At 56.9% G+C, this 225-nt stretch carries 1 pseudogene; it reads right to left on the minus strand.

Annotated features, from left to right (window positions below):
• Positions 1 to 64: 64 nt before the first annotated feature.
• Positions 65 to 225 (minus strand): annotated as a pseudogene (locus ALO43_RS28240) (NUDIX hydrolase); the annotation flags it as partial.

A 225-nucleotide genomic window follows, 5' to 3' on the forward strand; every position in this document is an offset into this window, starting at 1 on the left:
CGCAGTGTAACGGCAAACAGACCGGTTGCTAAGGGGCTGGATACGCCAATTTCTGAACACTGGCTTACTGAGCATTCTCTATCTGCTGCAGGTAGCGTTTCAGCGCCGCGAGCGAGTCCGGGCAGTAAGGGATTTTTTCAGCCTGATGCAGAACGTCGGCGATGGGCATGAAGCGCGCTTCCAGCACTTCTTCGGGCTGCAATCTCAAGGGCCCGTCCCACACCT

Origin of the sequence: Pseudomonas tremae (assembly GCF_001401155.1) — a bacterium.
Lineage (GTDB): Bacteria > Pseudomonadota > Gammaproteobacteria > Pseudomonadales > Pseudomonadaceae > Aquipseudomonas > Aquipseudomonas tremae.